Genomic DNA, 26781 nt, shown 5'->3' on the forward strand with positions numbered 1-26781 from the left:
TTGGTTGGAAATATCAAACTACAAACTCGTCACAATTACACAATCCAAATATATAAATATAAATAATCAAATACATTATTGAGGAAAGAATGAGTGCAGGACTACTACTAAGCAGTACGATCTGCTTTGCGATCGGTATCTCATCCCTTGCGTTTGCATGGGTACTTTTGGCAAAAAGTGAACAATACCCTGAAAACAGCAGACCAGCTCTTTTTTCACTTGTCATTTTCTGGACACTGGTAGGACTTACATATTTACCCACATGCATCCGCACAATAGCAGCATATACGGGCAATATGGAGATGGATGCAATACTCTACTTCATATCTGCAGTACCCTTTGCCTTTGTCTCGGTGCCCCTGGTATTCTTTATTATCTATATAATCACCGGAAGCAAGAAAACAGGCGAATACCTGTCATTGATATTCACTTTGCTAGGTGCAGCATATCTTGCATTCCTGTACCAGAGCGGCATAGTCGGCCCTGATGTCAGCGAATGGGCATCTCTTTTCAGTATTAACAGCGATATTGCGATCCACATTTACCTGGTGGGTCTTTTCGTTATACCCACATCAATGATACTGGGACTGCTTTTACTCATATTCCTCCAAAAATTACCAAAAAGAATACGCTACAGGACGGTTCTGCCTCTGGTAGCCATTTCATTTGTTTTCGATTTCATGCTCACTGACGTCATTGCAATCATAGATGTGGTGCAGGTATTTTCCAGACTGTTCGTCCTCATTGGCATCGTACTAGCATATCTTGCATATTTCCCGCCCATGACGGTACAGGAAAAGCTGGACATCCGGAAATATGCTGCTAATATTTACACATTTGCAGTATCTGATGAAAATGCGGAACTTGCGGACTGAAGAACATCGATGAGATTTAAGTAGAAGTTCCTTTTTTTATATTAACTCACAATCCAAAAGAGACAAAGCACCTATCTATGTTATTCGTTTCACCCAATACCGTTAAATAGTACCAGCACAATGTACGCCATTGTACATTTTAGAACATAAATGGTTATTATTATGCACTCTGTTATCCAGGAAATAGTCCAGGCAACCGTTGAACGAACTGCCAGAATGGAATATCCAAAAATAAGAACTCCACACAGTAATTCCAGAACAAAGAGTATCATTTCAGACATCCGGCAGAAAAAAGCACAAGGAAGAGTACCTGTAATAGCAGAGGTCAAGCCTGCATCACCCGGAAAAAAACTCAGGGACATTTCACCAGCGGATGCTTCACATATAGCATCCGAAATGGAAAAGGCTGGTGCAGTGGCAATATCAGTGCTTACGGAACCCGAGTTCTTCCACGGATCGACCGGCAATCTCGAAGCTGTCAGAAAGAATGTCAGTATTCCGGTGCTGCGCAAGGACTTTATAATTGATAAGATCCAGTTCGACGAGGTTGAAAGTGACCTTATATTACTAATAGCAGGTATTCTTGGAAGCGACCTTGATGAAATGGTAAATATAGCCATATCAAAAGGATTTGAACCACTTGTTGAGACCCACAACATAAGAGAACTCGAAGAAGCCCTCAAAACAAAGGCACAGCTCATCGGCATCAATAACCGGGACCTCAATACTCTGGAGATCAATCTGAATACTACACTTGAGCTTGCCCCGGTTGTAAGAGAGCACGATAAGAATAACGGTTCAGGTCATATAATTATCAGTGAGAGTGGAATACACAGCACAGATGATATAAGAAAAGTTATCGGAGCCGGAGCTGATGCAGTGCTTGTAGGCACATCCATAATCAAAAGTGATGATATTTACGCAAAGACAAAGGAGTTTGTCGATGCGCTTGATTAATGCAACTGATGGAGAGTTATCATGAAAAGATCAATGTATGGTAAATATGGAGGACAGTTCGTTCCCGAGGTGCTGATGCCTGCACTAACGGAGCTTGAAGAAGCTTATGAACGATACAAAAATAACCCTGAGTTCCTTGAAGAACTTGACTATTATATGAAGGAGTTTGGGGGCAGGGAAACTCCTCTTTATTTTGCAAAGAATCTCAGTAAAAAATATGGCATCAGGATATACCTGAAAAGAGAGGATCTTGTTCACGGTGGTGCCCATAAGCTGAATAACACACTCGGGCAGGCACTTCTTGCCAGATATATGGGAAAAGAGCGCATTATTGCTGAGACCGGAGCCGGACAGCATGGTACCGCAACTGCCATGGCAGCTGCCAACATGGGATTTATTTCCGAGGTTTACATGGGCGCAAAAGATGTCATTCGCCAGCACATGAATGTTTACAGGATGGAACTGATGGGATGTAAAGTGCATGCCGTAAAATCAGGTTCGATGACCCTGAAGGATGCCATCAACGAAGCACTCAGAGACTGGGTCACCAATGTCGAGAACACACATTATCTCATCGGATCCGTAGTAGGTCCGCATCCATATCCAATGATAGTGCGGGATTTCCAGAGCGTGATCGGAAAGGAGGTCAGGGAGCAGATCATGGAGAAAGAAGGACGCTACCCGGATTCCATAGTTGCATGTGCAGGCGGTGGAAGCAATGCAATGGGAATATTCCATCCTTTCATCCAGGATAAGGAAGTCATGCTCTTTCCTGTTGAAGCAGGCGGCAAAGAACTGAAGACCACAGAGAAAGAGGCACTGCATTCGGCTTCTCTCTGTGTTGGTGAAGAAGGGATACTTCAGGGTGCACATACACTCATACTCCAGGATAAAGACGGACAGATACTCGAGTCAAGCTCGGTTTCCGCAGGTCTTGATTATTCAGGCGTGGGACCGGAACTTGCTTATCTTGCAGATATTGGCAGGATAAAACCGTGTAACGTAAGTGATGACGAAGCACTGGAAGCATTCTATGAGCTCAGCCGCCTTGAAGGGATAATACCTGCACTAGAGTCATCCCATGCAGTAGCATATGTGATGAAAATGGCAGGAACAGGAGAGCTCGGAGACCTTGTGGTCATCAATCTTTCCGGAAGAGGAGACAAGGACCTTGAATCGGTATTCAGATTGAAGGAAGAGGGAGAGAAAAAACAGGAAAAGGAGGCTTGCCTGTGAGACTAGCAGATAAATTTACCGAACTTGAGAAAAAGAAGGAAAAAGCTCTTATTGCTTATGTATGTGCAGGTGATCCTTCAGTTAAAGCTACTAAGGAAATAGTGCATGCGCTTGTAGAGGGTGGTGCGGACATAGTGGAGCTGGGACTACCATTCTCAGATCCTGTTGCAGACGGACCGACCATCCAGGCTGCATCCACCCGTGCGCTGAAAGCGGGTATGAACCCGGACCTTTACTTTGAGATGGCTGCATCGATCAGGGAAAAGGTCCCGCTTGTCTGTATGACCTATTATAACCTGATATACAAAAGAGGAATAGAGAGGTTCGCCAGAGATTGTGCAGGGTCAGGGATCACCGGGATAATCGTACCAGATCTCCCGGCAGAGGAATCAGATGAATTGCATGATGCCTGTAAGAAGAACGGTGTCGACCTTATATTCCTCATCACTCCTGTGACAACAGGACCCAGAATGGAATACATACTTGAGAAAACTTCCGGTTTTGTCTACATAGTCTCAAGACTCGGGGTCACTGGAGAAAGAGTCGATGTTGCAGGGTCCACAAAGAACATACTCGGACGTATCCACACAAATGTTCCAAAGGCAGTCGGTTTTGGCATATCCAACAAAGAACAGGCTTCCGAAGTAATGAAGGCAGGTGCTGATGCTGTAATCGTTGGTTCTGCTTTTGTTAATATCATCGCTTCAGGTGACAATGTGAACAAAAGGATAGAAGAACTTGCATCCGAGCTTAAAGATAGTTGCAGGAAATAGGTCAATAAAAGATAAGGGAGAGGATCATTCTGCAAATAACTGGTCCACGAACCATTGCGGATCGAACTTTTGCAGGTCATCGTATCCCTGACCCATCCCCAGGAAAAGTATAGGCTTGCCTGTTATGTAGGCGATCGAGATAGCTGCACCGCCTTTTGCATCAGCATCTGTTTTGGTGAGAATGGAACCATCGATAGGAACGGCATCATTGAACTGGGAAGCACGCTCCACAGCATCATTACCTGCTACAGCCTCATCAACAAATATCATAAGATCAGGAGAACTCACACGGCAAACCTTCTTTAGTTGCGCCATGAGATTAACGTTAGTATGCATACGTCCGGCAGTATCTGAAAGTACCACATCGACTCTGTGTGCCTTTGCATACTGTACAGCATCATAGACTACAGCAGCAGGGTCACCCTGTTCCTGATGTTTGATTATTTTTACGCCGACCTTGTCTGCATGAATTGCAAGCTGATCTATGGCACCTGCCCTGAAAGTATCACCTGCTGCAACAACCACCGAGTAGTCCTGGTCCTTCAGGCGCTTTGCAAGTTTTGCAATGGATGTTGTCTTGCCAGTACCGTTTATACCTACAAAGACGATATGTACAGGCTTTCCGGCATTTTTTATGTACTCATCAAAATCAAAGATATTAGCACTCATAACATCGAGTATGGCATTCCGGAGTGCACTTTCAACGATATCATCCGTATTCTTGCCTATACGACGCCTTGTACCTACCAGCTGTCCTTTAACGGATTCTACTATGGCTTCGGAAACTGACAGAGCTAAATCACTCTCAAGAAGAGCCATCTCAAGCTCCCAGAGGGGCTCATCGAGGTCATCCTCTTCAAGGATGAACTCCCGCTCGAACATGAGAGCCTTCGCCTTCTGTGCAAAGCCGGTCTTTTTAGGCGTTTCAGGTGCAGATTCTTCTATTGAAGGCTCAGGTGCCTGATCTTCTGGATTTACTGCTCTGCCTCTTTTCCAGAAAGATAGGTTTCCGGATTTTCCCTCAGTTGATTTTTCTTCTTCTTCTTCTTCTTCTGCAGGAAGAAGCTTTATCGGAGCCTCCACCGACACTTCCGGAACATCCGAAACAATTGTTTCAGCCACCTCAGCTTCTAAAGAAGGTTCGGAAGATGGCACAGGTTCGGAAGATTCGACCGTTTCAGCAGATGTGCTCCCCTCTTCGTGTTCTACATCTACGGCCTTTTCATTAATCTTGCTTCCGAGCTTCTCTTTGAAGCCACTTAGTTTTGATTTGAGTTTATTGAACACTTGACCAAACCTGCAGATGGATAAAAGGTCGAAAAGATCAACGTGGAACCTGCCCTTGTCCCTGGGCCTGCTGCTCCTGTTGCTGCCGGGAGACAACAGCTTCAATGGCCTGCATCTGCTGAGATACCTGGGCCATGGAAGCATTCATGTTCTCATATGCCTTCTCAAGCTCTGCTTTACGCTTCTCCATAATCTCTTGTGCATCCTTGAGAGGCCGTTCAACGGAAACACCCGAACCGATATCTACTACGATCCTATCGACACGACCTATATTGGCATATACAAATGAACCGGAGCCTATCGGGAACATCATCTCCGTGCCCTCTTCGATGTTAACGAGCTCTTCGATCGTTTTCAGGACTTTAGTACAATCATCCACAGAGATCTTCACCATAGTGATCTGCTGCTGGATCATCTCTGCACGCTTCTGGAGCTCCCGGTGCTGCATGACAAGTGCCCGAGGGTCCTGTTCATTCATACCAGCCATGATATCATGCCTCTGTTATACTTTCGATCCGGACATAGCCCCTTTTGAGGCCGTGTTTGCTTCCGAATAAGGAATACACCTTATCAAGGGCGTTCTTCTCGTTCTGACTTTCAACTTCTTTTGTGAAATTTTCCCATGCAATGCCTGCTTTGAAAGTGCCTTTAACCTGGAATGTCTTCATATGAATCACCTGTAAAACCTGTATAGAATAAATATATCTTAGAAACCCAGCGCATCCTCGATTCTTCCAAGTTCGTGCCCTGTTGTCTGTGAGCCTGCAATATAACCTTTAGAATTTGCGACCACACCGGAACCCACCATTTGTGTACCGAAGTTACTGGTCCCGACCTCAACCGGAAGTTCAAAGAGTTCTTCCAGAGATGCTAATTCCTGGCTGCTTGCCCTCGGATGTACAAGAAGACCCTTATTCGTGGCAACTCCTGCCATGCCTACGGTCCGGATGCCCCCGATCGTGCCCTTTCTAACGTCTACCTTCAGGACCTTTGCAATCTTTTCCACAGAACTGTCACTCAGTTCAGGGTGTACCAGGGCTGCAGAATCATTGGCAAGAACTACATTACCAACCGCATTCAACTTACTTGGCAAGTTGTGTAATGGAATGTCAAGTTCATCAAGGTCCCTTACGGTTGCACCTCTTGGAACAAGCAGACCATTGGAATTACCTCTGCAAAGAGAGCCTACTACAATGCTGTCATTGACAAGTGTCGATATTACACGGACCTTAAGCACATCTTCGAGTGATCTGCAAATGTCCGGTTTTGTTCCCAGGGAGACCAGTGCGATTTCCTCGGTGCAGGTTGCAAAAGCCCCTATTATAGGGCTTTCATTAATGCTCAGTTTATGTATCATTCTCTACCGTATATCTTGTTATTGTAGATGATAGGTTTCATAAGTTTATGCAAGTTCTGCCTGTACCTCTCCGTCATCAAACTTTGCGGCCCTTACACGGATCGATAATGGTGGTTTCTCGGAACCACGTTCCCAGAGCTTCTCATTGAGAGTCTTGTCCAGTTTAATCATATCCGGAGCGACCTTCATATGCCTTGTGAGGTATGCCCTTATCACTTTAACAGCCCTGGTAGATCTTTTCCACCTAGGAGCTTCTTTTACTGAACGAAGAGGAATAGTGTATATCTGTTCTTTTACTGCGTCATCTGCCATAATCATCACCTACTTATTTCACATCAAGACTGCTTCTTCTCCAATGTCTTCTCTTGGGGTGGCCGACGACCTTCCTGTTGGTCTTGACAATTGCCCAGACAGGCACCCTTTGGTTCTGCCTGTGAGCTTTAGCCAGCCTCGCTTTCTGTCCTTTGGTATTGTGACTCACTTGTCTCACCTTTATTATGGATTATAATTATTATATAAAGTACCGATCAAGGTCTGAATCTATAACATGACCATTCTATAAATCTTTAATCATGCGTACATGCCTGATTCGACCCATTGGGTTGTACCTTCTTTCGTTCAATAACATGGGATTGGACATGTGCAGGAAAGACCTCTGTGATCTTTTCCGGACCGTCCCTCTGTCTGATCAGTTCCCGCAATTCAGTCTCATAATCGGCTTTGATGACGTTCTCACTCCGATCTTCCTCGATAACAAGATGCCTGCTGACAAGTTCATTAACAGCCGCACGCCCGTATCCTTTCAAAGGAGATATGTAATGCACACCATGCCGATCCTCAATGCTCCTTATCAGAGGCATTTCAAGAACAGGGACACGATCGTCCCGCCTGATCCCGTCTGCAATGAAACTGATATCATTGTCCGCTGCCAGCTTTTCAACTGCGGCTCTGTGAATGAGGTTTATGGCGTTCTTAGGGAAGCCATCCTCAATTACCAGATTATAAGCTTGTTCGAGCACAGACCTTTCAAGTTGAACAACCCTGTGTGCAAATCCCAGACTTTCAGCCGTTTCACGAGCAATATGCCCTACGGGAAGCAACGAAAAACTGAACGTAACCAGTTCGACGTCAAAGAACGGCTCCAGCAGAATAGCTGCGAGGGAGCTGTCCTTTCCACCGCTGAAAAGAACAAAGACCTGCATTCAGAGCCAGCTCACATACGCTTTATGGTTGGCTCGCGCTTTTTAGGTTGTAACTGGACCAGGAGCTGCTTGAGTTTCTCATCGTCAATCCTGGACTGCAGCCTGCCGTTCTGGGCAAGCATTATCAATTGGGATTCAAGCTGCTCTACCATCTCTTTACGAGACATCTTCAATGTGCTCAGACGCTCACGCGCTTCCGGTGTAAGGATCTGGCGGAGCAGTGCCTGCTTCTTTGCATCCATTTCAGCTTTTGCCTGCTCCTGCTGCATTGAAGCCTGCATTTCGCCTGCACCCATCTGCTCAGAAGCCTGTTGTTGCTGAAGTTGCTCAAGCCTTTTCCTTCTTATTTCTTCAAGATCATCCGCCATGTAATTCACCTAGCTAAAAGAGATGTTAGTACATCCTTATTAGTGTTATTGAACAGGTAACCGGGTTCAGTACTTTGCAAGCCCCGGGATCTTTTCCATCAGTTCCTGTTTTACCTCGTATGCACTGTTATCAAGCAGTGACTGTCCCTGAGGTGACACAACACGACCGCTCTTCAGTGTGCGTACAAGACCTGCAGTTTCTAGCTGCTGAAGTACCACCCTTGCAACGGACCCGCTTCCCTTTGCCTTATGGGAAGGACTGGAACCCTCGTCTTTCTTGCCACCATACACGGAGCGTAGCCTTTCAACTCCGATAGGACCTTCTTTATTTACTGTCCTGAGGACAGCGGCGCAACGCGTATACCACCATTCATTATCAATTGGCGGCATTTCCTTGTGTACACCGGTCTTTACAAATGCTGCCCACTCAGGTGGATTAACATTATCGTTCTCTTTAAGTTTACCTGCGATCTTGCTGATCAGATCGGCTGCAGGAACATCATATGCAGTTGTCATTTTATTCTCCTTGTAACTTAGATATTATCAATTTCATGGACTCAATGAAATATCTGGTTTCGTTCGTGCTGGAGTTTGTTCTGTTAACTCCTGAGAAGTATATACGCCTTTCGGCACAATATCAGTTACCCGTTTCTTTTCTGAAGGTCTGCTCCCTTGCAGGACCTACAGACACATACTCTATAGGGACACCCATCCTCTTTTCGAGATAAAGAACATAACTTTGCGCAGCCTGAGGCAGTTCCTCAAAGCTCCTGATACCTGTGAGATCTCCCTCCCACCCCGGCAGGTCCTCATACACAGGCCTGCACTGCGCAAATACGGCAGTATCCTCAGGAGGGTAGTCCAGTACGTGGCCGTCCAGTTCATATGAGACACACACCCTTATTGGATCCAGATCGGACAGGACATCCAGTTTTGTAAGCGCAATAGATGTATAACCGTTGAGATATATTGCCTTTTTCAGAAGAGGAAGATCGAACCAGCCACATCGTCTTGACCTGCCGGTCGTGGTACCGAATTCTTTACCAACTTCTTGTATCTGCTTACCTGCTTCGTCGGCCAGTTCGGTTGGCAGGGGCCCTTCTCCCACACGGGTGATGTAAGCCTTTACTATACCCAGCACATCATCCACCTTTGTAGGACCTACACCAAGGTTAGCACATGCAGAACCGGCTATGGTTGATGATGATGTCACGAACTTCTGTGTACCATGGATAACGTCGAGATGGGTACCCTGTGCACCTTCTGCAAGCACATTCTTCCCCCCCTCCAGCGCCTTGTTTATTTCATAGGACACATCAGTAATATAAGGAGCAAGACGCCTTCCAAGCTCCACATATTTCGCGACCAGCTGCTCATCGGTCACAATACCAGGGTCGCCATCAAGTTCCTTTATGGCGGACGCTTTCGCAGGTGCAAGCTCGGCAAGTCTGCGGAGCAGACGTGCGTGATCGGCAATATCAGCCATCTTGATCTCATCCCTTGCAACCTTATCAATATAAGCAAAACCGATACCGCGTTTGGTCGTACCTATCTTCTCTGTTCGTCTGGACTCCCTGAGACCATCCAGTTCTATGTGATAAGGCATTATTATGCTGGTCCTGGCATCTATCCCGAGCTTCTCCGGACCAATATCAATACCTCCCTCTGCAAGCATATCGATCTCCCTGATCAACACCTCCGGGTTCAGCACCGTACCCGGACCGATCAGCACCCTGGAATCCAGAAGGAAACCAGAGGGAATGAGATGGAGCTTATATACATCCTCACCAACCTTCACAGTGTGACCCGCATTGTCCCCTCCCTGGAAACGGACAACCAGATCATAGTTGCCGGACATAAGGTCAACTACCTTTCCCTTGCCTTCATCACCAAACTGCGCACCTGTGATAATCGTAAACATGGGTGCAGGATTATCCTGTTGGCTTAATAAAGTTTTGATTGCGCCATTTTTGATCGCGTTCAGAGATCCTCATCAAAAACGATTATACGCATGCCCTCATCGAAACAGGCACTTCCTCCTTTATAGCAGCGCATGGTCCTGGCTACACTCATGTCTATGAGCGTATCGATCAGTTTTTCAGCAAGACTTATACTCACATTGAACTCCGACTGGAGCATGTAAACAGCATCCTGCCTCTTAACGGAAAAGTTACATGCCCGGGACCTCTTATCCGATAGACAGGAGTCATAGCCATCACACTTGTTCACCCTGGAACTGTTCTTAAAATGTATTGCAAGACCCTGCCATGAATATACATTTTGCATACCCTTGATACCATACAGGTTGGACTTGGTACGGTCTTTGTGTTTAAGCATGCTCTAATCTATATTGCTAAATTTTATAATTAGTTTTTGTATGAAATTACCTGCACACCCGATCAGATAATTCCTATCCCAGCCCCCATAACAGGTATGATCACAAAGAGGAAAATACTGGCAAAGCTGTGTGTCAGTATAACAAGAGGAAGGCTGCGGGTCTTCTGGAACATGTAGCCCAGAACAAAACCTGCAAGTGTTGTGATGAGTATCCCGGAAGGTACACCGTAACCGGCGTGCATAATACCGAAAAGCACGCTGGTAAATACCAGTCCGGCATTCAGGCCGAACAACACTTCAAGCCGTGACTGGAGGATCGACCTGAATATAAGTTCTTCAACTATTCCCACGAACAGGAAGATAAGAATGGAAATACCCACCATACCCTGCATCGGAAGGTTTGCAGAGAGGTATGCAGAACCCATGGCAATATATTCGCCTTCCGCGATTAACAGGCCCACTACTATCGAAAGTGGTATATAGCGTAGTATTTTGTTGAACGTGACACCGAGATCCGTTGCTGACAGACCCTGATGCCTTATTAAAAGGAACAAAGGCACCAGCATAAGAATGTAAATGATAACGTAAATAAATATGGACTCATCCGGCAGAGGCATCGAGACATTGATTATCCTCAGAAGAGGCAAAAGCATCAGTGCCTGCAGGGAGTATAGTATATTCCTGTCCCTTACCCATATTGTTGAAAAAGCTATACCAATAAGTGCCAGGAAATGCAAAGTAAGACTTGCCTGCACCATACCTGTGAAAAGAAGCATCTCTGCAAGCACTATGAACAAAATGAAAAATATAACCAGTATCCCCGAATACAAAGAGAAAACTGACATCACGCCATAAGGATCCCTCTTATTTGGACTGTCTCCCTCAAACCGCATCCTGATCCCCCCCTACGTCGATCCATAGATGGAGTTCCCTGTAAGGCTCCGTAAGATCTTCGTTCCTGTAAAGTAGGAATTGCAATTTCATATTATCACCTTCTTCCTCCGGGGTGAAAGTGACAGTGTTCTCCCATTCGCCCTCGTCTTCAATATGTATATCCCGATATTCTTCTGCCAGATGAAGGGGCCTGTTGTCCAGACGAAGTTCCAGTCTGTAGTTCACGGTTTCACCTTCATGGTTCTTCACACCCAGTATCACATTACCGCTCTCGCCGATTTCCAGCTCGGCAGGATAACCAGCTGCCGTACCGTTCATACCGAGTATGTAGAACTCGGTGTACTGTTCCCCTTCCCTCGGAGTTACCAGGACATATGTAATCGTTGCCGTAGCAAGAATAACAGAGAACAAAAGGAATATTGTCAATGCTCGGTCCAGTCCGGACCTTCTGGATGTGACCTCATGTCCGAAAGCCCTGAAGACCGAAATCAAACTGATGGAGAACGCTTCTCCTTCTGGTAATTGATGGCGTCTTAAGATCGTGATCACACACATGAACAGAATATAAATAGAAAGTATTGCCACAATAGGTCCGAGTGTTATACCCCACGGACTGTAGTTGAGTGCAAAACCGGTGAAAGGTACGATCACTATACTCAGACCCAGACTCAGAGCAAGGCGTTCAATCCCTTCAAGATCATCCTTTCCAGGGAACAGAGCACTTGTCAGGACATATCCCGGCAGGAACAATAGGATCACCATGCCAGATGCTGCACGTATGAAACCAGTACTTTGAGGCAAAACAAATACGAAAATATCTAAAAGCAGTACCATTGCAGCCACTATTTGTATGTCTACAGGCATCCGTTCTTTAACACCCATTCGATTTCCACTCCAACACTCCATAAGAGTTTAAAGTTTATAAATATTACATATTTTCGGCTCTGTAGAAATCCACAATATTCAGGCAATAATTCAGAATCTCTATAATTTGGAATGTACCACTAATCTATGATTATAATTACAGGATTAAGCCCAATGATCTTGATCACGATTAGGTTTTCTACAGAGCCGCTGAATAGGTTTTATATATAATTGCTACTTAATTTGTATCGGGAATAATGGGGTTAAAAATAATGCAATTTACGAAGAAGCCGTTACTTGACGTGATATTTGCATCCGACAAAAGGAAGAATGTACTACTGTTATTGAAGAGTGGTCCTAAGGAAATGGGTTTTATTCTTAATTACCTGAATACTTCCAGACAAGCACTGCTTCCACAGATACGGATACTGGAAGAACATCACCTGATTGATAAACAGGATGATAACTATGAATTAACGGATATTGGGAAACTCATTGTCGATGAGATGGCTCCTCTTTTAAGTACTCTTGATGTTTTGGACGTAGATATTGATTATTGGGCAACCCGTAATCTTGACTTCATCCCACCTCATCTTTTAAAAAGGATAAATGAACTAGGAGCATGCGAAAGAATAACTCCAAGCATTTCGGAAATGTATGAAATACATGATAAATTCTATGAAATCTCTAGAAAGTCCACATCTTACTTCGCAATCACTGCAGCTTTCTTCCCAAATTCAACCAAGTTGCTCCATGAACTCGTTTCAAATAATGTGCACATATACGTAATAATGTCCAATGATTTGTTTGACAAACAGAGAACTAATAATGATACAGGCTTTAAAGAATTAGTTAATAGTAAATTTACTCATTTCTTTGTTTATCAAGAAAATATAGACTTTATATCATGGATGTATAATGATTATTGCATAATGATGAGTCCTCTAAGAAGTGATGGGGGATTTGATAACAAGCATTTCCGATGTTGCAATCAAAATGCGCTTATATGGGCTAGAAACTTTTTTGAGCACTACCTTAACTTTTCCACACCTGTAACAGAAATGTGAGCACTTGCTAAAATTATTATATAATTAAGTATGACTCTGCACTGAAGTGAGCGAATCCATCAATGTGAGGATACGTGATCTTGAAGGTGCATGTGTTGAAGATATGGTGGAAAAGGAATGATGAAACAGAAATGCAGAAATCGCAATATACCTATAACCAACTAAATAGCCATATATATTGAATATATGGTATGTGTGGTATATATTAATCCAAGAATACAATCGTATTGAATTTTCATTTGTAAAATGAAAATAACATTGTTCGTAGATTTAAGAATGGATTTGGTTAAATAAAACCAAAGCCTATTAGAGTTTGTGAGCAGGGGGTCGCTTACAAGCTATTGGGAGTGGAGTTGAGGGATAGGAAATATCCCGGATTCTTAAAGAGAGGCACCTCAAGGATTGATGGTTTATCAGCAAGTGCCTCATTCGAACTCACACTTCCAATAAAATCTATAAACAGAGGGGATCACATTAGGTCAATAGACACAATGGAAAAAAGAAATAGATTGGAATACGAAAACCCAGCTTCATATGACGAAGATGCTGAATTTAAGCCTATGCTTCAAAGTGTAATTAATACTCGATGCAATTATGATGGTGGCAAAATTGAAGGAACATTAGAAGTGTAAATCTTCAAAGGAATTCTAACTTTTTTATTAATGATTGCTTTTATTAACGATAATAATAAATTTATTGTTTAAGATGTTTTTAATTGCATAATTATTAAGGATCATTTACTGAAATAATTGCACATCTCACTGTGAAAATACAATGGTTATTCAATTCACTAGCAATTTCCTATATTCCCGTCCCTTTGGAGTTGTTATTATTTTCTCTGTGCTTAATTGTAGCTATCTTCAATATTTTAAGTAGTTCCGTGAAAATGTCTATATTTCCTCGCAGAATGCTTCAGAACTCAAGAGCATACTTTTATAAACTATGGCTCATAAAGGACACTACATGCATCCTTGTAAAGACAGGACGATTTTTTGGAGCTCTTTACGAGTTTAGAGCAAGAATAGCATTGTAATATAAGCTTATATAATAACTATATTTAACGTTACAAATTAAGATGAGTTCTATTTAAGTAGATGTTATCTTATTCACTTTACATGTATTTGTATTCTGCAAAGGTAAATGAGCACTACCTATGCTGCAATTAAAACCAGGAGGGGAAACATTGAAAAACAAATCCTTAATGGAAGTCCTGTTCGAGTCAGAAGTAAGAACAGAATCTTTAATCCTTTTGAAAGAGAAAAGCAAAGACATGAGGACCTTGAGTACTCAATTGGGAGTACAAGAACAGACATTAAGTCCTCACTTGAAGTTGCTACAGGACTACCACTTAATCGGAAATCATAGTGACACCTATGAATTGACAACGATTGGCATGTTACTGGTGGAGAAATTTGCATCTTTGATAGATATACTTGATAAAGCAGAAAGCAGGGAAACCATGCAGGTGATTCAAGTAACAGCTAAATGTTTGTTACAGGAATAGAGTTGTTCAGGTAGTGTTCGAAGAACTCTTTTACCCATTCAAGACATTCTTCACTGCTACAGAGGATATAAGTGTTATCGTATTCGCCATTATTTTTTAGCAATCGCATAAACACATAGTAATCGTTCAGTACAACAGCCATGAGGCTTAATTGTTCAGGGTACACGAACAAATGGAATAATTCACTATTCATAACCTCATAAAATAGTGCAGAGTGGTCAGTTTTCAGCTTATCAATCACATCGTGGGATAATATCATATAAACATTAACGTTGTTTGATATCATTCTTGAGAAAAAATCCGGGAATAAAGGGTGGAAAAAAGTTACAATCCCATAATGCACTGATGAAATTGGAGATGTTTTCAGGATTTCGTCGTTTAATTCAAAAACGTCTTCAAAAGAAGGTGTTGTTATCGTACAATCCTTAAGCTTACCCATTTTACTTAAAAGAGAAGATGGAATAAAATCGAGTTGATGAGTTCCCCAGTAATCAACATCAGTATTAAAAGTTTCAACTATAGGCAGTAGGGAAAACATCTCATCAACGATAAGCTTCCCTATAGTCGTCAGCTCATAGGTGTCATTATAGTGATTCACAAGATGGTGATCTTCCAGTATGCGTACCTGAGGTAATAGTGACTGTCTTGTCGTACTCAGTGACATGAGAAAAGTATTCATCTCTTGAGGACCTTCATGCAACAATAACAATACGTTTTTTCTCTTTTCAGAAGCAAATATCACATCAAGTAATGGCCTCTTTATTGTAGCACATCCTGTATTAATGTCTTTCAAAGCAACAACCAAAGGAATACATAAAATAAACAAGTTATTAATATATAGATTTTGTCAACAAATATACTTGAGTAAAAGTAATTAGCACTTGATATATTTTTAATGGAACTCAAGTTAGGTTGAATATTGTATTACCATTCACTCATTTTAATATACAGGTTTAACTTTCAATACCGTTAAAACATTGTATGAGAATGTTTGAGGATAGGATTAATTTAATAAAATTACCTTAATACATAAACAAGGGTGCCCTTTGTCCTTATTTGTAATAGAATTCGCTTAAAGTTGGTTGGGTTCTTCGAGTTCATTGATACGGGCACCCAATAAGTTATTTTCGCAGAAAACATATATGGTTTTTGAACCTTAGTTCTCATATATAGTTCCACATATTTTCATAATGTAAACTCAAAAAAGGTGCTCTATCGAAAAATTCAGAAAATAGGTAGTTTGCATGAAACTACCGATGGCAATCCATCTTAACGCGGTTGTTGTCTAAAAAATGCCCTTCTAGGCACAATGGAGGCATTTATTGTAGAACTCATATATCATTTTTGAACATAAATTCTCACCTTTTACTACTCATGCTTATTCTGTTTACAAAAAATACTCTTGTAGGTCATTGGCTAAGACTGTTATTACTTAGTTTTATCTCATGTAAGGAAGTATTCCTCGCTTCCTTTTTTGCAGTAACAAACTATGAAAAATAGAATCTAAAAAAAAGATAAATTAAATTTTTGTAGGTTTTTAAGGTCTTATCAACTCAAAGCGACTTATATGTGGAAAGTCTTCTTGGAAAACTTTCAGCCTCAATTTCTGTATTTGCATGCAGTGGTACTTCTCGGAGTACTTTTTCATTTTCCCAAAATTTAACCCAATAACACATTGTGTATACCCCTAAGATTTCATATCTATGTAAATACCATTAGAGGATCAAGTCTGGCAGCTCCGGTTTCGGTCCAGTATCCACAAATTTCACAGTGCTGTACATTTCTATCCACTTTTTGTATGTGTGCATTACATTCCGGACATTCTGTTAGCTGATTCATTTATTTACCCACCCGTATCAGGAACTATACTTGCTCCATCCGTGTTCTGATGTCAGGAACCCCCATCCTGACAGTAAGCTCTATCACTACAGATTTTTATTTAACATAAACCGTTATTACATTCATCGGCTTTGCTCAAATAGTAGTGTTTGAAATTTTCAGACATCATATAAAGCAACTTTTAAAATTGCCACTGCATACAATGTAGGAGTTCCCATCACTCCCACTGGCTAACCGATAGTATGTGGTCTTGTAGTACAAATTCGCATGTACAGGATTCGTATACACATATTCCACCCATCCTGTGTCATTTTCCAGAGCTCCGGTAACAATTTCATCACGGAAAGATTTACCGGTAACATCTGTTTTCCCTTTAAAATTGGTACCGACCAATCGGATATTATCTGCGTGGGCGACCATTGTCACATTCACATCATATACGAAGGTGTAGAGGGCCGGATTCTCATGGTCTTTATACGGTGCTTCACCTGCGTTGATGCGCCGGAATGTATCGGTAGCGTTCTCCTCAATTGCCGTGGCGGTCGTATTCACAAGTGCGACCACTGCTTCATCAGTGAATGTCTGCGGGGCACAGCTGACCCCGAGATTCTGATAGACGATCCGTTCGTAATCGCTGACTCCCTGCTCATCTTTCTGATCTCGCACTGTATCGAGAGCCTGTTGGAAGGATTGGATAATGGAGTCAGGGATGTCTTTACTAAAAGCATAGTAAGTATCCTGGGAATGTAATTCATATACGACTATATAGCTGTTGTAGTCACCGTTCGTCTGTTCAGCGAAATACCTGCCAGATGCTTCAGGGTATGCCCAGAGGTCGATCTCATCCTTATCCAGTGCAGTAATTAGAGTGTCTGTGTTACTTTCAGTAACTATCTGGCTCTGGTTCACACCAATATCAAGCAGATACTGGATAGCAATATCGTCGGTGATTGCCCCTATACGATAACCATTCAGGTCTTCAGGGTTTTCAATACTGATTCCCCTATCCGATCTGGCAAACAGTACCTTCCGGTTGGTATAGGCCGGACCGGCCCACTTGAACAGATCCTCCCGTTCGGAAGTTCTTGCCATACTAAAGAGGACTGTGTTATTCCGGGTGAGAACCTCCTGATACCCTTCGGTCCAGGGGACCAGGTGTATCTCTTCCCGGGATATTTTATTCCCCATCTTTTCAGTTGTTGCTTCCAGCAGGTCAACCGAGATTCCCTGTATAGTTCCATTTTCCTGGTAATTATAAGGGGGAAGTTGTTCAGTGTAATACGTCAAGCTGGCCAATTCCATGGCAACATCCGTGTCTGCAGATTCAACTCCACGTTCAGAAATGCATCCGGAAGCTATGATCAGCGCACCAGTGAGTACAATACTAAGAAAAAGATATGTATATCTTAAAGTGGATGACATAAATATGGTTTACTTTCTATATATATAAATAAATATTCGTTCGTCTCTGTAGTGATCCTTTTTTTTCAAAGCCTTTTGGTTCCAGCATCTTTTCCAGTTCCTCAAATTTAAATACTGCTTCCCTTGTTATTATTGTCGTGACAACAGTTGCTTCAGTAACTGTGTAAAACTAAGGAGCATCATATGGACAAGCAAGGTCAGTGTCGTGGGAATCATTGAGCAACCAGCTGTAACTGTTGAACACTGATTGGTATGAAAAGTTAATAGGTGATTGATTGGAAGATCACCCATCAAAAACCAGCGAAAATTAAGAGTTAAACAGTTTGATCAAAGGTACATTTGTTTAGCCTGTGTTCAGATCTTTTTTCTTTTACTATGGATTTCACCAGTCCCCAAGAGATGACTGGCATTCATTACCTGTCCTGCACTCAAGGATATCAATGTTCTTCAAAACCAGATCTTCAGAAAATCCTTTCTCAGTAATCAGAAAATCAAACAGTTTGCCTGACTTTGGCTTTTCCCACCTGAGACTATAATCGGCTGTTACAGGCGGATTCATGAAGAATTCCCTGATTTCTTCCACCGAAACGCAGGCACGGATGTCTTTTTTTTCTTCCGTGATTATTGTACTGATATCTCCATGTTTGCGGATGAGCCGAAGAGCGGTCTTTGCACCCACACGATGGATGCCTTCATTGAAATCCGTGCCAGTACAGATGGCTATATCTATAAGATCTTCACGACTTATATCCAGTTCTTTAAGGGAGCCGGCGAGGGAGATATGCTCCGGTTTCCTTGTTACATATTTCTTCTGTCCCGGAACCTTTCGCTTTCCTGTACTTCCCAGATTGCGGACCACATCCTCGGCTCCGAAAAGGAATACATCATAATCCTGTGAACCAACAAGATCGGCATCCCCGCGTGAAACCATGAAAGCAGCCTGTGCCTCAGCTTCGGATTCTGCCTGTACCCAGGGAATGCCCATCAACTCAAGGATCTTCTTTGATTCTTTGAGTATCTGCGGCGTTATCCTGGAAGTGGCCTGTGCATACTTTTTCATGTCCTCAAGATTGCTTTCGTCCTTAGCTGTCTCATAATTGATGGCTGCAGCCTTTTTAAATTCCTTACGCTTTTCCAGAGTATTTTTTTTCATCTCCGGCGGCTTTCCATCAAAAATGAAAACAGGCCTGATGTTTGATTCTCTCAGCCTGCTGGTCCTTGAGAACAGACCGGTAAGATGCGATATAGGATTTCCGGAAGGATCTGTAAGTGGGGAGCCATTACTCTGGCGAATAGCACTCAGGAACTGGTAAATTGTATTATATGCGTCAATGGCGATCACTTTACCAGATATTTCTTCGTATGTGATCGGCTTTTTTGTGAGTAAAGCTCCTATTTGCGTACCCATGCAGGTAAGATGTTTCCTGGATAGATAGCATTTTGGGCTTTTGCCCGCTGTTTACTTTTTTCTAAGAGTAACCATGAAGAGCTTTTTTGGAAGAGACCCCTCATCAAATTCCCTGATGCAAATAATATCATATCCCTCTGAAAGGTGACTAATTTTCTCTTTGCTCAGGAAATGTACGATAAACCCGCCCTCGATCTCCCACATATCTTCGCACCTGTGGGTTCCTGTTTTGTATTTCGGGTCTTCTGTATGTCGTGTAGTGAAGATGTTCAGTCCGCCGGGACTGAGGACCCTTCTGATTTCTCTTGAAATATATTCGAGTTCGGCAATCGTAAGTGGCATACAATAAAGCATATGCGAATAACATGCGTCAAAGGTTCCGTCTTCATACGGGAGGTTTTTTCTTACATCGTGACATAAAGTCTTTACATGTTCAGACAATTCGTTATCCCGTATTTTCTGTTCTATGGTCCGGATGCCTTTCTCAGAATAGTCAAGAGAACAGACCTCAAAGCCGTTCCTTGCAAAAAAGAGTGTATCTCTTCCCTGGCCGGCTCCAAGTTCAAGGATCTTTTTTCTTCCCTCCTCTTTAAACAACTCAGCCGCCCATACAGCAGATTCACTTGGTTTTTCGCCGAATTTCGAGCAATTATTTGAAAATACATTTTCCCAGTGACCCCTCTGTTCTTTCAGAATCTCCTTATTCATGCTTAGATCTTCCTGTATCCATTTATCGTCCTCAGAAGTCACATCTTTATTTTCCCTGATTATATGCATTCTGGTTCCCGTTATCATAATCAGTAAGGATGCTTATATCTCTCTGGCCAGGCGCAGACCAACGCGACTGCTGTTACGGCGTGTAACCGGTGGGTAATAGTAACGACTAGCAGACCGACACCCTGCGGCAGAGGTTTGCCAGCTGCCTCCGCGTAGTACTCGCATGACCTTGCAAGATCTATCAGTATCTTCCCTGGAACTGCCATCTGCGGTAGCGCCTTTGTAACTGTCATGGTAAATGTCCTGAACCCATTCCCACAGATTCCCGTGCATGTCATACAATCCCCATGGATTGGGTTCCTTCTGGCCTACTGGATGGGAACCAATATCAAAATTACCATAATAACAATATTCGTACAGCTCGGATACGCTGTCACCAAACGAATACTTAGTGGTCGTACCCGCCCTGCAGGCATACTCCCATTCAGCTTCAGAGGGCAGACGATAATTATCAGTGCCCTCTTTTTCGTTTAGTTTCTTAATGAACTCCTGTGCGTCATTCCATGAAATTCTGTCAACAGGATGGGTATCACCTGCAAACTTAGAAGGATTATGGCCCATTATCTCGACCCACTGTTTCTGTGTGATTAAAAACCTGCTAAGATAGAATGCCTTTCCGATGTTAATTCTATGGACCGGCTTTTCGTTGTCATACCAGTTATTTTCGTCTATCTGCGAGCCCATATTGAATTCGCCTTCCGGAATCCGTATGAACTCTATTCCAATAGAGTTCCTGTATGCATTTGAACATCCTGCTTCTTCCATTTTAATAGCCTCTCTTAGAGTAGTTCAGACTGGATATACAGTGAATTGATGAATGTGTGAACATTGTACAGAAAATAAAGGATTTCAGGAGACAAAAGGATACCAGGTAGTTGCACACAATATCATATCCACATTCTATGTTTTCTCCGTATCGATCCATTTTGGGAGTGTCACATGGAATATACTACCCTTCCCTACTTCACTTTCAATCCAGATCTTCCCCTGATGCGCAACCACAGTATCCTTGCATATATAAAGGCTTGATTCAAGTCCCTGATACATCCTTGATATCGTGTCATCCACCTGATACATCTTATAGAACAGGCGAGGTATTAGGTTTTCATCAATACCTTCACCGTTATCTATTACAGTTACATGGATATGACTGCCTTCGTCAAATACCTTTACCCGAATACAATTTTCTTTAGGTGTAACGGTAATAGCATTATGGATAAGGTAAAGAAATGTTTCTTCCAGCTTTTCCCTGTCACCCTTCACAGGAGGAAGGCCTACTGGAATATCTTTCTCCAGTGCCAGTTCCTTTTCGTCTATCAGTAGTATCTGATTAAGTAGCACATCCGACAGGACGCTGCTTATGCTAACCGGTGCAAATGAGTATTCTATTCTGCCGGATTGTTGCATATTGCTATACAGGATGGCATCGATAAGGAGCTTTAACCTTTCCGAGTTCATCAGAAGGGTTGAAATGGCCTCTTTTTGTGAACCGTCCAGCAGGTTAAGTGTCTCATCATCAAGTATATCATATCCGTGCAAAAAGTCATGACCTTTTTTCAGACTGTCCTCAAGGAATTCTTCTTTCATCATGTTGACAGATCTGAGCTTTGTGTTAGCCTTTGATAGCTCTTCGGAATATTTGCTAAGAGCACTTATCAATTGTTTGCTCTGAATGATCTTCCACATTCCCTGCATCAAAAGTGTCAACTGGCGCACATCTGATTCATCGTACTCTTCATCTTTGTTCCCAACACCTACGACTGCAACGATATGGTCTCCGTCAAATATAGGCACATTCATATGTCTTTTCAATACGACATGCCTCTCAGGATACCCTTTTTTCAGCGAGTTAGGAGCAGAATAATTATTTGTGATAATGGCTTTTCTCTGCTTTACAGCCTCTCCCCACAGTCCGGTGGAGTTTACAGGATAAATGAATTGCTTGTCGCTTATACCGCATTCACCCATAGCAGAGTTAGACCATGAATGCATGATCAAATCAGTTTCGTCAGCGTTCATGAATGCAAGATATCCAAGTTTACTTTCAGTAAGGCGAACAGCTTCTTCTTTGACAAACTCCGATATCTCATCTAAAGAAGCAGTTGTCATTTCATTGAGCTTGATGAGTGCTTCCAGGCGGGATTCATTCAACTGTTTGGCTTTTTCAGCCTTTTTACGCTCTGTGATGTCACGTCCGACTGAGAGTATCGTCTTCTTTCCATTATAATTGATCATCCGTGCATTTATTTCCAGAGGAATTACAGAACCATCCTTGCGGATGGCTGCAGCTTCATACATTGCCTTATGATTCCTTTCGATCACTTTGATCAGTTCACAGGCACGCTGTATGTACCAGGAAGGTACAATATCCATAGGTGATGATTTCAGAATATACTCTTTTGAATATCCAAGATCGTCAACAACAACCTGGTTCACATCAATTAGATTTCCGTTCAGTTCACTTACATATATCTGGTCGTTGATGTTATTGAAGATAGTTTTGAACTTATGCTCGGATTCTCTGAATGTTTCATTAACAATCCTGTGTTCGATCTCAATGGCTGCCAGATCCGCATTTGCTTTAAGATACTCAAAACATGTCTTCTTTGGCTTATTTGGAAAATTGAAATACATCAGGAAAACCCCAAGTATCTCTCCTGTAGAAGCTGTTATAAGTTCAGCCCAGCTGGCCTTGATACCTGCTTTCTTTGCAGCTTCCCGATGTAGTGCCCAATAGGGATGCTCCTCTATATTATCGACAATTACCCTTTCTCCCAAATAGAGTGCCGTACCACCGGAGCAAACTCCGTATCCAATCTCAAGACCCTCCATTTCTTCCTTGAAGGACAGAGGAAGGTTAGGTGCGATGACGCGGCATATATGCTTTTTTTTCTTGTCAAGCAACATAACCGCACATGTCAGACCGGTACGCACCCTTTCCGCATTCGTGACAAGCAGTCCCAGAACATCTTCAAGAGAAATTTCACTAAGTGGCTTTCCATTGTTCGAGCTGCGCTGATGTGTGATCATCTCATGATGTTTACGTTCGGTGACATCCAGAATGGTACCTTCAAGATGTACACTTTTGTTGCCATATGTTTTTATGTGGACCCTGTCCTCAACATGCCGAATCTCACCAAACCGGGTTATAACCCTGTATTCCTGAACAAATTCGCTAAGCTGTTTATTCAGGTACTTGAAGGATTTTAAGACAACTTTACGATCCTCAGGGTGGATCAGATCCGGATATTTAACTTCGCCTGAGTAAAAATCTTCAGGCGTATATCCGAATTGCCATATGTTATTAGATATGTATTTTACTGGAAAATCCTTTTCGATCTTCCTTGAAATCACAATAGTAGGACTATTATTGATTATTGATTCCATGCTGATCTGTTGATGTGATTGTTCAGTCATGTTTTTTCCCAATTTGAGATTCATTCAAGAGTTTCTATTTTATCAAAAGCAAATCTATCAGCAAAAGTATGAGAGAGTTATACCGCAGGCAGACCTCCTATGGAAACCGGCTTTATATGTCTGTATTTTATAGCTTTTACAGGGCATACTCCTATACACCTTTTGCAGCTTATTCCCAGGCAAAGATGTGCGGTATAGTCAACATATATGTCACCATTCTTAGGCACTACCTGAAGGGCATTCTCGGGACATTCGCGTTCACATATTCTGCATTGCATACATCCGTGTGATTTTTCTTCTATGATCATATCAAGGTCTTTTATGATCCGGATTCCTTCATATCCTGTATCTTCGATATCCTTGCTGACCCTGTGTTGAATTGACGGTGTGCAGGTAACATCCGGCAAACGTGGCATACCATAGGCTTCAAGGAAATAATTATACGTCTCATACTGCATACCTTCGGTCCAGTAGGCAAGTTCGCATGCATAGATATTCTTGAAAGTTTCATTTGAAGCCAGCATTATGTGATCTGCTTTTATTCTCTCAGCAAGATCCTCTATCTCTTTGAGTTCGTAGTTTCCAAGAATTATATCCTTTGCAAGCTCCAGAGATGTATTTCCAAACTGTATTATTTTCTGTGTGAATATTGGTGCAAGACCGATCTTTCTACCTTTTTCCGCATCTACGTAGGTACCTGATGCACCTGACATGTACATATACTTCAGGTCCTCATATTTTACACCGGATTCTATTAGCAACGTCAGGTGTGCGGCTCTTATAGCGCCAATGGCTTTACCGGCCTCAGCGATATCTTTATCCGTAAGGCAGATATTTTCACCAAGAACAAGTTTTCCATTTGGTATTTCAGGCAATTTTTTGATTATACCTGTACTGACCGCCAGTGATATGGCAGAGATCACACCTGTTCCGGTGATTCCCCGGGACTGAACTTCACCTTTTTCGACAATGGAGCCGGTTATCGGATCGATCAGGTCCCCCTTCCCGCTTTTCATATCTTCATCCAGAACAGTGATTCTCCAGTAACTGTGCTCTTCATTCACATCGGAGATCGCACCGGGACTTGCAAGCATCCCGCATCTGATACCCTGTCCTTCTATAGCAGGTCCTGCTGCTGCGCTGCATGTTACTATACGGTCACCTATCTTCAGTGCCATTTCGGCATTGGTTCCGTAATCAGTCACAATGGCAATATCTTCCTGTTCAATGAAATCGGTCTTGATCATCATTGCAAGGGCATCGGCACCTATCTCATGTTCAATTGAAGGGAGCACGATAATTTCACATTCATCCAGACCGGAATCGTTACCGAATATCTCATAGCCTTTATAGATCATCATACCCCTTTTCACATTTTCAATACCAAGCCTTTTCTGCATGTTCTTACCGGCATAGGCAAGGTCCCTTATCTCTATGTTCTGGAAAAGGGAAAGCTGAATCGGATTTCCGCATACAGCGATCTTGCTGATCATGGTGAGGGGAACCTGCAACTCATCAAGCATTTTGCAGATCGTATGGGTGATTATCTTATGTGCACTATCTTCCCCTACCTGAATCGCAAAACCCAGATGGTCTATCACATTTCCTCCCGGGAGTGGATGTTTCATTGTCATTACTGTTTTTATGGTATTCCCGGTTCCAATGTTTAAAAGCTGCAAACGAAATCCACTTGTTCCCAGATCCAATGCAATTCCGTACAAATTGATCCTCCGTACAATTTAGTAAATCTTCAATCATTATTGCTTAACAGTCCGTGCAATTATGCATACAGGCAATCTGTGAGATAAGTATAAATAACGACTTCGAACAAAAAATAAGAGCTAGCGATATAGTCGATGCATCGGATCCAGACAATGTGCTTGATAAAAGAAAAGGTTACAATAAAAATAATGCAGTCGATTAAATCAAAACGGTTTTTCTACTTGCTGGTAAAACCTTTCAGAAGCAAAAATTAATTTCTACAGATAGTTTTATTTTTACTAAATTTACTCTGCAGGGCCTTTTAGTGTGGAGAGACCCCGCAAAGTAGAGCAGATGTAAAGTGAGAATATTGCACAGCCCTGCAGAAATGGTATAGGGTGAATATTTCTGAAAGTTGGACTTGAATGCCGGAGGTAGACCAGATAGATCCATACTATGCAATCACATATTCAACATCTGCTTTTCTCTATCCGTGCCGGACAGGGACAAATGACAGTATCCGGTTAAAGCATATATAATAACCTCTGGTAATCAATCAACATAATTACTATTATCAACCTGCTGTTTTCAATTCAGATAATAGATTTTGGGAATAAGGAATACAGGATCTTAAGCTTGCAGGAAAACAACGGCTGAAGAACAATTGACATCTTTGATTTTATCAAAAGCATAGATACTTGGTGAATAAAGCTCTGAATGACAATCATTCTGAAGCAGGGCTATATAAAAATAGTTATTTGATCTGTTCTGCATTCTCCTTATAATGCAGAAAGAATTCATGACCCCATTGACGTGCATTTTCTTCAAAGCTTATTACTTTTTTATGATCAAAGAAGCCTTTCTTATTGAAAAATGATAGCAACATGAGATCGTCTGTGACAGAGATTGCACCTGGTGTTATTATCTGTTCATGACAGACGAACAAATGTGAGTTTTGAGATTGCATGATTGCATTATATTGGTCAGTATATTCATCCCTTAATCGTTCATAGACCGGTTTTGTCAGTATAAGATTATAGTTTACTTCATTTTTTGCCAGTTCTGAATAATTACAAGGGCAGGTAGGACAGAAGTATGAATAGAAAGTGCAGACATTTGCACTACTTTTGAGACTAACAAGTAATTCCTTGGGTGGTTCGAAAAGGTGATTCAGATCCGGTTCATGTATCGTAACATCTCCGAGGTCTCCAATTCTGTCCAGAAGATCGTCAGGTACTGCACTAAGGTCCCTGCTATCCCAGAATTCCTTATTTCCTTCAACAACATTCAATGCTTCGATCAATGGCTTGATCTTTTTCAAAATGATTTGGCCTATATGCGTTAGTCTGTATTCGTCGTCCTTTTGTTCGATGAGTCCCTGTTCAATAAGTATTTTCACCTGAGCCATTATTGCACTTGTAGTACCGTTGATAGACTGCTTTATTTCATCAATTGTTGCTGGTCCATTCAGTAACATAATAAGAGTGTTTTTCCTT

Annotated in this window: 28 protein-coding genes; 7 read left to right on the forward strand and 21 right to left on the reverse strand. The window is 42.3% G+C overall.

Going from position 1 to position 26781, the window contains the following annotated elements; translation table 11 throughout:
- Positions 1-89 precede the first annotated feature (89 nt).
- The 4 genes from CUN85_RS08370 to trpA all read left to right on the forward strand — a co-directional run bounded on the left by CUN85_RS08370 (position 90) and on the right by trpA (position 3841).
- Positions 90-875, forward strand: a complete 786-nt coding sequence (locus CUN85_RS08370) for a hypothetical protein (RefSeq protein WP_135389877.1) — start codon at positions 90-92, stop codon at positions 873-875.
- Between the two features lie 162 nt (positions 876-1037).
- Positions 1038-1832 carry an indole-3-glycerol-phosphate synthase gene (locus CUN85_RS08375; RefSeq protein ID WP_135389878.1) on the forward strand — a complete coding sequence of 265 codons (795 nt, stop codon included), beginning with the start codon at positions 1038-1040 and terminating at the stop codon, positions 1830-1832.
- Positions 1833-1853: 21 nt separating this feature from the next.
- Positions 1854-3068, forward strand: coding sequence for a tryptophan synthase subunit beta (trpB, locus tag CUN85_RS08380; RefSeq protein WP_135389879.1), 1215 nt, complete (start codon positions 1854-1856; stop codon positions 3066-3068).
- Positions 3065-3841, forward strand: a complete 777-nt coding sequence (gene trpA, locus CUN85_RS08385; protein ID WP_135389880.1) for a tryptophan synthase subunit alpha — start codon at positions 3065-3067, stop codon at positions 3839-3841. Before trpB ends, trpA begins: the two co-directional genes overlap by 4 nt.
- A gap of 24 nt (positions 3842-3865) precedes the next feature.
- On the opposite strand, the gene ftsY is transcribed toward trpA, so the two are convergent.
- From ftsY to CUN85_RS08450, 13 genes are all read right to left on the reverse strand, one after another.
- Positions 3866-5128, reverse strand: a complete 1263-nt coding sequence (gene ftsY, locus CUN85_RS08390; protein WP_167848838.1) for a signal recognition particle-docking protein FtsY — start codon at positions 5126-5128, stop codon at positions 3866-3868.
- Positions 5129-5165: 37 nt separating this feature from the next.
- A complete protein-coding gene (gene pfdA, locus CUN85_RS08395; RefSeq protein ID WP_135389882.1) occupies positions 5166-5615 on the reverse strand; it encodes a prefoldin subunit alpha in 450 nt (149 codons plus the stop codon).
- Between the two features lie 4 nt (positions 5616-5619).
- Complete coding sequence (rpl18a, locus tag CUN85_RS08400; protein WP_268921620.1) at positions 5620-5796, reverse strand: 50S ribosomal protein L18Ae; 177 nt, start codon at positions 5794-5796, stop codon at positions 5620-5622.
- Positions 5797-5834: 38 nt separating this feature from the next.
- Positions 5835-6485, reverse strand: coding sequence for a translation initiation factor IF-6 (locus tag CUN85_RS08405; protein ID WP_135389884.1), 651 nt, complete (start codon positions 6483-6485; stop codon positions 5835-5837).
- A 45-nt stretch (positions 6486-6530) separates the two neighbouring features.
- Positions 6531-6797: a 50S ribosomal protein L31e gene (locus CUN85_RS08410; RefSeq protein WP_135389885.1), complete on the reverse strand. Its 267-nt coding sequence runs from the start codon at positions 6795-6797 to the stop codon at positions 6531-6533.
- Positions 6798-6810: 13 nt separating this feature from the next.
- Positions 6811-6966, reverse strand: coding sequence for a 50S ribosomal protein L39e (locus tag CUN85_RS08415; RefSeq protein WP_135389886.1), 156 nt, complete (start codon positions 6964-6966; stop codon positions 6811-6813).
- Between the two features lie 85 nt (positions 6967-7051).
- Complete coding sequence (locus CUN85_RS08420) at positions 7052-7687, reverse strand: DUF7411 family protein (protein WP_135389887.1); 636 nt, start codon at positions 7685-7687, stop codon at positions 7052-7054.
- Between the two features lie 11 nt (positions 7688-7698).
- Positions 7699-8055, reverse strand: a complete 357-nt coding sequence (locus tag CUN85_RS08425) for a DNA-binding protein (RefSeq protein ID WP_135389888.1) — start codon at positions 8053-8055, stop codon at positions 7699-7701.
- A gap of 66 nt (positions 8056-8121) precedes the next feature.
- Positions 8122-8571 carry a 30S ribosomal protein S19e gene (locus tag CUN85_RS08430; protein ID WP_135389889.1) on the reverse strand — a complete coding sequence of 150 codons (450 nt, stop codon included), beginning with the start codon at positions 8569-8571 and terminating at the stop codon, positions 8122-8124.
- A gap of 121 nt (positions 8572-8692) precedes the next feature.
- Positions 8693-9976 (reverse strand): adenylosuccinate synthase, encoded by a 1284-nt coding sequence (locus CUN85_RS08435; protein ID WP_135389890.1) that lies wholly within the window; start codon positions 9974-9976, stop codon positions 8693-8695.
- 59 nt (positions 9977-10035) lie between these two features.
- The gene (locus CUN85_RS08440) at positions 10036-10392 is read right to left on the reverse strand and encodes a hypothetical protein (protein WP_135389891.1); all 357 of its coding nucleotides are present in this window, start codon (positions 10390-10392) and stop codon (positions 10036-10038) included.
- A gap of 62 nt (positions 10393-10454) precedes the next feature.
- The gene (locus CUN85_RS08445) at positions 10455-11285 is read right to left on the reverse strand and encodes a CPBP family intramembrane glutamic endopeptidase (protein WP_135389892.1); all 831 of its coding nucleotides are present in this window, start codon (positions 11283-11285) and stop codon (positions 10455-10457) included.
- A complete protein-coding gene (locus CUN85_RS08450; protein WP_135389893.1) occupies positions 11275-12168 on the reverse strand; it encodes a DUF1616 domain-containing protein in 894 nt (297 codons plus the stop codon). The genes CUN85_RS08445 and CUN85_RS08450 overlap by 11 nt, the downstream gene beginning before the upstream one ends.
- Positions 12169-12407: 239 nt before the next feature.
- On the opposite strand from CUN85_RS08450, the gene CUN85_RS08455 reads away from it, so the two are divergent.
- The 3 genes from CUN85_RS08455 (at position 12408) to CUN85_RS08465 (ending at position 14721) form a co-directional block, all read left to right on the forward strand.
- Complete coding sequence (locus CUN85_RS08455; RefSeq protein ID WP_235856261.1) at positions 12408-13217, forward strand: helix-turn-helix transcriptional regulator; 810 nt, start codon at positions 12408-12410, stop codon at positions 13215-13217.
- A gap of 341 nt (positions 13218-13558) precedes the next feature.
- Positions 13559-13849 (forward strand): hypothetical protein, encoded by a 291-nt coding sequence (locus tag CUN85_RS08460; protein WP_135389894.1) that lies wholly within the window; start codon positions 13559-13561, stop codon positions 13847-13849.
- A gap of 551 nt (positions 13850-14400) precedes the next feature.
- Positions 14401-14721, forward strand: a complete 321-nt coding sequence (locus tag CUN85_RS08465) for a hypothetical protein (protein ID WP_135389895.1) — start codon at positions 14401-14403, stop codon at positions 14719-14721.
- Here CUN85_RS08465 and CUN85_RS08470 read toward each other — a convergent pair.
- The 8 genes from CUN85_RS08470 to CUN85_RS08505 all read right to left on the reverse strand — a co-directional run bounded on the left by CUN85_RS08470 (position 14699) and on the right by CUN85_RS08505 (position 26762).
- The gene (locus CUN85_RS08470; RefSeq protein WP_235856262.1) at positions 14699-15526 is read right to left on the reverse strand and encodes a helix-turn-helix transcriptional regulator; all 828 of its coding nucleotides are present in this window, start codon (positions 15524-15526) and stop codon (positions 14699-14701) included. The genes CUN85_RS08465 and CUN85_RS08470 overlap by 23 nt on opposite strands.
- Positions 15527-16725: 1199 nt before the next feature.
- A complete protein-coding gene (locus CUN85_RS08475) occupies positions 16726-17982 on the reverse strand; it encodes a transporter substrate-binding domain-containing protein (protein WP_135389896.1) in 1257 nt (418 codons plus the stop codon).
- Between the two features lie 382 nt (positions 17983-18364).
- Positions 18365-19390 carry a flap endonuclease-1 gene (gene fen, locus CUN85_RS08480; protein ID WP_135389897.1) on the reverse strand — a complete coding sequence of 342 codons (1026 nt, stop codon included), beginning with the start codon at positions 19388-19390 and terminating at the stop codon, positions 18365-18367.
- Positions 19391-19441: 51 nt separating this feature from the next.
- Positions 19442-20140 carry a class I SAM-dependent methyltransferase gene (locus CUN85_RS08485; RefSeq protein WP_235856263.1) on the reverse strand — a complete coding sequence of 233 codons (699 nt, stop codon included), beginning with the start codon at positions 20138-20140 and terminating at the stop codon, positions 19442-19444.
- Between the two features lie 60 nt (positions 20141-20200).
- Positions 20201-20932 carry a formylglycine-generating enzyme family protein gene (locus CUN85_RS08490; protein WP_135389899.1) on the reverse strand — a complete coding sequence of 244 codons (732 nt, stop codon included), beginning with the start codon at positions 20930-20932 and terminating at the stop codon, positions 20201-20203.
- Positions 20933-21067: 135 nt separating this feature from the next.
- The gene (locus CUN85_RS08495; RefSeq protein ID WP_135389900.1) at positions 21068-23584 is read right to left on the reverse strand and encodes a GAF domain-containing protein; all 2517 of its coding nucleotides are present in this window, start codon (positions 23582-23584) and stop codon (positions 21068-21070) included.
- A 77-nt stretch (positions 23585-23661) separates the two neighbouring features.
- Positions 23662-25305, reverse strand: coding sequence for a methylamine methyltransferase corrinoid protein reductive activase (locus tag CUN85_RS08500; protein ID WP_135389901.1), 1644 nt, complete (start codon positions 25303-25305; stop codon positions 23662-23664).
- Between the two features lie 734 nt (positions 25306-26039).
- Positions 26040-26762: a helix-turn-helix transcriptional regulator gene (locus CUN85_RS08505; protein ID WP_235856264.1), complete on the reverse strand. Its 723-nt coding sequence runs from the start codon at positions 26760-26762 to the stop codon at positions 26040-26042.
- Positions 26763-26781 lie beyond the last annotated feature (19 nt).

Source organism: Methanolobus halotolerans, from assembly GCF_004745425.1.
Classification (GTDB): Archaea; Halobacteriota; Methanosarcinia; order Methanosarcinales; family Methanosarcinaceae; genus Methanolobus; species Methanolobus halotolerans.

Excerpts from the sequence above, each read along its gene's own strand:
- CUN85_RS08490 (WP_135389899.1), bottom strand. The coding sequence starts at position 20,932 with ATGGAAGAAGCAGGATGTTCAAATGCATACAGGAACTCTATTGGAATA.
- CUN85_RS08505 (WP_235856264.1), bottom strand. The coding sequence starts at position 26,762 with ATGTTACTGAATGGACCAGCAACAATTGATGAAATAAAGCAGTCTATC.
- CUN85_RS08430 (WP_135389889.1), bottom strand. The coding sequence starts at position 8,571 with ATGACAACTGCATATGATGTTCCTGCAGCCGATCTGATCAGCAAGATC.
- pfdA (WP_135389882.1), bottom strand. The coding sequence starts at position 5,615 with ATGGCTGGTATGAATGAACAGGACCCTCGGGCACTTGTCATGCAGCAC.
- CUN85_RS08455 (WP_235856261.1), top strand. The coding sequence starts at position 12,408 with ATGGGGTTAAAAATAATGCAATTTACGAAGAAGCCGTTACTTGACGTG.
- CUN85_RS08450 (WP_135389893.1), bottom strand. The coding sequence starts at position 12,168 with ATGGGTGTTAAAGAACGGATGCCTGTAGACATACAAATAGTGGCTGCA.
- CUN85_RS08445 (WP_135389892.1), bottom strand. The coding sequence starts at position 11,285 with ATGCGGTTTGAGGGAGACAGTCCAAATAAGAGGGATCCTTATGGCGTG.
- fen (WP_135389897.1), bottom strand. The coding sequence starts at position 19,390 with ATGGGTACGCAAATAGGAGCTTTACTCACAAAAAAGCCGATCACATAC.
- CUN85_RS08405 (WP_135389884.1), bottom strand. The coding sequence starts at position 6,485 with ATGATACATAAACTGAGCATTAATGAAAGCCCTATAATAGGGGCTTTT.
- rpl18a (WP_268921620.1), bottom strand. The coding sequence starts at position 5,796 with ATGAAGACATTCCAGGTTAAAGGCACTTTCAAAGCAGGCATTGCATGG.
- CUN85_RS08425 (WP_135389888.1), bottom strand. The coding sequence starts at position 8,055 with ATGGCGGATGATCTTGAAGAAATAAGAAGGAAAAGGCTTGAGCAACTT.
- CUN85_RS08370 (WP_135389877.1), top strand. The coding sequence starts at position 90 with ATGAGTGCAGGACTACTACTAAGCAGTACGATCTGCTTTGCGATCGGT.
- CUN85_RS08420 (WP_135389887.1), bottom strand. The coding sequence starts at position 7,687 with ATGCAGGTCTTTGTTCTTTTCAGCGGTGGAAAGGACAGCTCCCTCGCA.
- CUN85_RS08475 (WP_135389896.1), bottom strand. The coding sequence starts at position 17,982 with ATGTCATCCACTTTAAGATATACATATCTTTTTCTTAGTATTGTACTC.
- trpB (WP_135389879.1), top strand. The coding sequence starts at position 1,854 with ATGAAAAGATCAATGTATGGTAAATATGGAGGACAGTTCGTTCCCGAG.
- CUN85_RS08375 (WP_135389878.1), top strand. The coding sequence starts at position 1,038 with ATGCACTCTGTTATCCAGGAAATAGTCCAGGCAACCGTTGAACGAACT.
- CUN85_RS08435 (WP_135389890.1), bottom strand. The coding sequence starts at position 9,976 with ATGTTTACGATTATCACAGGTGCGCAGTTTGGTGATGAAGGCAAGGGA.
- CUN85_RS08495 (WP_135389900.1), bottom strand. The coding sequence starts at position 23,584 with ATGACTGAACAATCACATCAACAGATCAGCATGGAATCAATAATCAAT.
- CUN85_RS08440 (WP_135389891.1), bottom strand. The coding sequence starts at position 10,392 with ATGCTTAAACACAAAGACCGTACCAAGTCCAACCTGTATGGTATCAAG.
- CUN85_RS08410 (WP_135389885.1), bottom strand. The coding sequence starts at position 6,797 with ATGGCAGATGACGCAGTAAAAGAACAGATATACACTATTCCTCTTCGT.